This window comes from Actinomadura sp. NBRC 104425 (assembly GCF_030269545.1).
Taxonomy (GTDB): Bacteria; Actinomycetota; Actinomycetes; order Streptosporangiales; family Streptosporangiaceae; genus Spirillospora; species Spirillospora keratinilytica.
Genome location: NZ_BSTN01000007.1, coordinates 327013 through 333012 on the forward strand (window position 1 = coordinate 327013; position 6000 = coordinate 333012).

The 6000-nt window shown below is 72.0% G+C and carries 3 protein-coding genes; 1 reads left to right on the forward strand and 2 read right to left on the reverse strand.

Annotated elements, in window-relative coordinates:
- Positions 1-323 precede the first annotated feature (323 nt).
- On the reverse strand, positions 324-1919 hold the full coding sequence (locus QSK22_RS14400) for an MFS transporter (RefSeq protein ID WP_285494633.1): 1596 nt from the start codon (positions 1917-1919) through the stop codon (positions 324-326).
- Between the two features lie 67 nt (positions 1920-1986).
- Here QSK22_RS14400 and QSK22_RS14405 point away from each other — a divergent pair, with 67 nt between their 5' ends.
- Positions 1987-3192 (forward strand): arginine deiminase, encoded by a 1206-nt coding sequence (locus QSK22_RS14405; RefSeq protein ID WP_285494634.1) that lies wholly within the window; start codon positions 1987-1989, stop codon positions 3190-3192.
- Positions 3193-4248: 1056 nt separating this feature from the next.
- Here QSK22_RS14405 and QSK22_RS14410 read toward each other — a convergent pair.
- On the reverse strand, positions 4249-4491 hold the full coding sequence (locus tag QSK22_RS14410; RefSeq protein WP_285494635.1) for a hypothetical protein: 243 nt from the start codon (positions 4489-4491) through the stop codon (positions 4249-4251).
- Positions 4492-6000: the final 1509 nt, after the last annotated feature.

Consider the following 6000-nt stretch of genomic DNA (forward strand, 5'->3'; position numbering starts at 1 on the left):
TCCTCACTCGTTCGTGGGGGAAGTGAGAACCGCACGGGCGTACGGCCGCGCGCACCTTGCGCGGTCATCGTCGCCCGTGTTCTGGTGACAACCCTCCTCCGCTGGTTCTCATCGGAGGCGGGACGGAGGAGGGTCAGCCTCGCAGGCCGTCGAATGCGGCCGTATCGGCTGCCGCATCAGCTGCCGCTGCCAGGGAGGCAGCCGGCGCCGCGCTCAGCAGAGTGACCTCTGCGAGCGTGCGGGCGCCGGCTGCGAAGAACATGCCCCGAGGGTACGAATCCGGCCGCGGCGGTGTCGATTGATTTTTCGCGTGTCCGCGGGGATCAGGCGGTGCGCTCGTCCGCGCCACCGCGTCGGGTGGCGCCGAGCAGGAGCAGGCCCACGGCGGCGCCGGTGAACTGGCAGGCGGCGATCGCCAGCACCAGGCCGTCCGGGCCCAGGCGGTCGGCGAGCATCCCGGTCAGCGCCGCGCCCACCGCGAACGTGCCGATCTTCAGGCTGCCGCCGGTGGTGTTGACCTGCCCCAGCCGCTCCGGCGGAGACTCGCGCTGGCGCAGCATCAGCGTCGCGGCGAAGACGGGACCCTCGCACAGCCCGGCCGCCAGGAAGCACAACAGGGCCCATAGCAGCGACGGCGCCCACGCCAGCGCGGCCAGCGCGCCGCCGAAGGCCACCAGCCCCAGCACCATCACCTGTTCGGCGTGCCGGGGGCGCAGCCAGCGGGCGCACGCCAGCGAACCGGCCAGCGACCCCACCGCGGCGGCCGCCATGAACTGGCCGCCCGCGCTCGGCTCGGCGTCCAAGCGCCCGGCCAGCAGCACAGCCGCGATCGCGATGCCGCCCCACCCCAGCCACGCCAGCGACGTCGCCGCCGTGAGCGCGCGCAGCACCCGATTTTCCACCAGCACCCACAACCCGCCGATCACCGCGTCCACCAGCACTTTCGCGCCACCGCGCCCGCCGACCCGCTCACCCGCGCCGAACGGCTCCGCCGCCTGCCCGCCGCCGGCCTCGGCGGCCGCTCGCTCGTCCGCGTCGGTGCTTCCGCCCGTCTGTTGGTGGGGTGCGTGCGTGGCCGCCTCGCCGGTTCCGGCCGGCCCGGCCGTCTGTGGGGCGCCGGCTTCGGTGGCCGCTCGCTCGTCCGCGTCGGTGCCCCTGCTCATTTCGCGGCGGGGTGCCGACAAGGCGGCCTCGCTCGCGCGGGACGGCCCGGATGAGGGCGCGGCGCCGGCCTCGGTGGTCGTCTGCTCGGAGTCCTCGGCCGTCTCACGGCCGGGTGTCTGCGTGGCCGCTTGGTCGGTGTCGGGTCGTCCAGCCGTCTGCTCGTTGTGGGGTACCGGCGCGGTCGGCCGGTCGGCGGGGCCGGGGATCGGGAGGAGGGGGAGGACGAGCAGGGCGACGAACGCGCTGGCCACGACGGCGAGCCCCGCGTATGTCCCGGTCGTGGCGGAGGCCAGGCCGGCGGCAAGGCCGGGGCCGGCGATGGCCGCGACGTTGTAGCTCGACGCCTCCAGCCCGTACGCGCGCGGCAGCCGCTCGGCCGGAACGTACCGGGGCAGCAGGCTCGTCAGCGCGACGACGACGGGTTCGGTCACGCCGATCACCGCAGCGACCAGCAGGGCGAGCCCCAGCGCGGAGCGTCCCGCCATGAGCAGCAGCGCCGCCGCCGCGACCGCATATCCCACCGCCAGCGTCATGATCAGCGGGCGGGGGCGGCGGACCCGGTCGAGCGCGTGGCCGATCAGCGGGCCGCTCAGCACGTACGGCAGGGTCGCGGCGGTCTGTAGGAACCCGGCGTCGGCGGCGCGTCCGGTGCGGGCCTCCACCGTCAGGACCAGCGCGGTCGCCATCCCCTCCGCCGAGACCCGCAGCAGCGTGGCGGCCGTCAGGTGCAGGGGGAGCGGCCCGCGGTCGATCACGTGGCGATGGTGGCACACCGTCCGATCGGCCGGTAGGCGCGAAGATGGGGCCACATAGACTGCCGGTGTGGGCGAGACGACCGAACACCGGGTCACCACCGAGGTGGGACGGCTGCGGACCGTCCTGCTGCACCGCCCTGGCGCGGAGCTCAAACGCCTGACGCCCCGCAACAACGACAAGCTGCTGTTCGACGGCATCCCCTGGGTGGGGCGCGCCCAGGAGGAGCACGACGCGTTCGCCCAGGCGCTGCGCGACCGGGGCGTCGAGGTCCTCTACATCACCGAGCTGCTCCAGGACGTGCTGGAGTACGAGACGGCGCGCGACGAGGCGATCAGCGGCGTGCTCGACGACCCCCGCCTCGGCGACCAGCTGCGCGGCGTGGTCGGGGGGTACCTGCGCGACCAGGACCCCGAGGAACTCGCCCACACCCTGATCGCAGGGCTGGCCCACGAGGAGCTGAAAACCGGTCACGGCCTGGTCTACCGGCTGCTGGACCGGCACGACTTCATCATCGACCCGCTGCCCAGCCTGCTGTTCACCCGCGACAACAGCACCTGGATCGGCGACCGGGTGGCGGTGACGAGCCTGGCCATGCCCGCCCGGCACCGCGAATCGGCCCTGATCGGCCTGGTCTACGCGCACCACCCGAGGTTCGCCGGGGTGCGGTGGGTGTACGACCCGACGCTGGAGCACATGGAGGGCGGGGACGTCCTGCTGCTGTGCCCCGGCGTGATCGCGGTCGGCACGGGGGAGCGCACCACGCCCGCCGGGGCGGAGCGGCTGGCCCGCCAGGTGTTCGACGCCGGGCTGGCGCACACCGTCCTGGCCGTGCCGATCGCGCAGAAGCGCGCCACCATGCACCTGGACACCGTGTGCACGATGGTGGACGTGGATACCGTGGTCATGTACCCGCCGATGGCGGACTCGATGACCGCCTACGCGGTGACGACCGACGACGGCGACCTGCGCGTGGCCGAACCGCGCCCGTTCCTGGAGGCCGCCGCCGAAGCGATGGGCCTGGACCGCCTGAAGGTCATCGACACCGGCCTGGACCCGGTCACCGCCGAACGCGAGCAGTGGGACGACGGCAACAACACCCTGGCCATCGCCCCCCGCGTGGCGGTCGCGTACGAACGCAACATCGAGACCAACGCGCAGTTGGAGGCGGCGGGCATCGAGGTCATCCGGATCAGCGGCAGCGAGCTCGGCAGCGGCCGCGGCGGCCCCCGCTGCATGTCCTGCCCGCTACTCCGCGACACCCCCACCACCTGAGCCCTAAGACCCCCGCCGCCCCGATGTTGGGGCGCGGTGTCCTGGGCCCACGCGTCCCCTGTATTGGGGTTATGACCCGGTGTTGTGGGCCCGCATGGTCAGCACCCTGAGCAGGACAGTCCGGCACCGTAAGCCCGGACATCCTGAGACCAAGGCAATCAATTAGAAGTCAGCGAGATTGGTTGCGATACCTCCAGGGTGATGATGCGGCGAGCTGGCCGGGCGTCCCCGCCGCGCATCCCTGCCCGCGTTGCGATCCCTCCAGGGGGATGATGCGGCCGGGGTCTACCGGCGACAGCGCCCCCGCGAGGGCGGCTGTTGCGATACCTCCAGGGTGATGATGCGGCCCGAGGGTAAAGCCGCAGGTGGGCACGGCTTGCGCATGGCCGCACAGGGTGAATTCTTCAGCAGTCCGGCGGTTGTGCAAGTGCGCAGGTCAGAGCGGTTCTGGTGAGCCGGTTGGCTCCCGAATCCCACTGGCGTCCGTAGACGTCGCCCTGCTGCCCTCGCGTTCCTCTCCTTCGATCTTGGTCTTGGCATCTTGACGAGTCACGCGGCGGCCGTCTCATTTCACGACGCCACATTTTTTGACCTGCACGAACTCGTACAGCACCTCGTGGACGCAACCGCATGCCGACGCCCCCAGCCGTTCTACGTGGCGATCCGGTTGTTTGCGATACATCCAGGGTGATGATGCGGCCAGGCCGCCGGGGACGGCCCCTATGACCGGGATGCCTAGTTGCGATCCCTCCAGGGTGATGATGCGGCCCGAGGGTAAAGCCGCAGGTGGGGACGGCTTGCGCATGGCCGCTCATGGTGAATTTTGCAGCAGTCCGGCGGTTGTGCAAGTGCGCAGGTCAGAGCGGTGCTGGTTTGAGATGGGTGTTCGCTGTAGTTTGCGCAGGGCAGCGCATATGTGCCGGGCTGCCCCGCTACGGGCGACGTGTGGTGGCGGGCTGGAGTTATGCAGGTGCCTGCCGGTCGCGTGGTGTGAACCAGAACACTGGTGATGTCGCGGGTGTGGTGGGCGCCGGGGCGGGGTGGTGGCGGTGGTGGTCACCAGAGTTCCCATATGACCGCGCCGGTCTTCTCCTCGCGCCGGGCTCGTGCGACCGGGCCGAGATCGACGTAGACGGGGCGTCCGGACGGGCTGAGTGTCACCCGTCGGACGACGCCCCGCGTCCCGTCCTCGGCCTTCCGCAGGGCGTCGGTCACGTGGCCGATGGCGGCCGCTCTGCTGTCGGTGACACCGCACAGGCCGTCCGGCGTATTGAGGTCCCAGGCGTACAGCTCGACCATCACGCCCCTTTGCGCAGTAGGCGTCGCCAAAATTTGCCCCGCCGTCCACGCGGCATCCGCGCTGGACGCCGCCGCACGCGCTGTCGCGGCTTCCGGTGACGCGGCCCGTTGCGGCCCACCGGATGCGCTGCGGCCGGGTGGGGCGTCCCCGGCCGCGTCAGCGGACGCGCCTCGCCCTGCCCTGCCACGCCCAGATCGACCCGGTCCGCCTCGCAAGGCACGGCCCCGCCTGCCGCAGTGGCCACCGCTTCACCCGGCCCCCGTCCACCGGACACGCCCGGAGCCCGCACACCGGCCCCGGCTTGGTATGACACCGCAGCCAGTGCCCAATCGGACTGACCACGTACACCCAGCCCGCTCCGTTCCAGCAGGCCGTCCGCACTCCGCCCCAGCGCGCCGGACGGGCGCGGGGCCGACCTGCCGGACACCGCCCCGCCAATCTCGCCGGACGCGCTCGAGCTGGCGGCACCGGTCGCTCTCTCAGTCGGCAGGCTGGGGACTGGCGTGCCGTCCGCGAGCTGTTTCGGTGTACCGGGTTGGGCCTTGCCAGCGATTCCGGCCGCTGTCTTGCTCGGCGTGCTTTGGTTCGGTGTGCCGCGCGTGGTCCGTCTGGGCATGTCGGGTGGGTGCGGGTTTGAGTTGTTGGACGCGGTCCCGCTCACCACGCCGGATGTGCCCGAATGGGTGACGTTGGCTGTCGTCCTGCTCGGCGGGTTGGGGGCTGGGGTGCCGTCCGCGATTCGTTGCGGTGCGCCGAGTTGGCTCTTGCCGGTGATACCGGTCGGTGCTTGGCTTGGCGCGCTTCTATGCGGTGTGGCGGGCGCACCGTGGTTCGGTTGCGTGGGCATGGGCTGTGGTCTGGCGGGTGTTGGCTGGCCGGGCACGCCTCGCGCGAAGCGTTGTGGGATGCCGGGCGGGCTTGTGTTCGGCACGCGGGAGACGGCGCTGTCGGGTCTGCCGGTCGCCGGTTCGTTGGGGATGCTTCGGGGCTGCGTGTTGGGCGGGCGGGAGCGTGGCGCGGCGGCCGGGGCGCGGCTTGGAGGTGGGAACCCGCCGCCGGGGGCGGCCGGGGTCTGTGCGCTGGGCGCGCCGGGCATCGCCCGGTGCGGCGCGTTGGGTGTGCCTTGGCCGTTGGCGGGTGTGGTGTGGCTTCGCCCCGTGGACACGGCCCGGTTCTGTACGGGGGGTGTGGGCCAGTCCGGCGCGGTGGGCGGGGCTGGGTTCCCTGTGGCCGTACGCGTGTCAGGGGGTTGGGCTCTGTACGGCGCGGGGGCGTTTGGAACAAAAGTGTGGCCGGGTGGGATTAACCGTCCATTGGGTCCGTGCCCGGGCTCGTTCTGCTCCGGGGGGTGCGGCGGCGGGGTGGGGGTGCTGGGGCGCGAGTAAAGGGCCTCGGTGAGGTACTCGGAGAATTGCGCGAAGGACGATGCCTCGATCAAGCGGTCGCCGCGTGCGTCCTGGATCATCGCCCAGAAGTGGCCGGTGTAGGTGCCGTACCACAGGCAGACG

Excerpts from the sequence above, each read along its gene's own strand:
- QSK22_RS14410 (WP_285494635.1), bottom strand. The coding sequence starts at position 4,491 with ATGGTCGAGCTGTACGCCTGGGACCTCAATACGCCGGACGGCCTGTGC.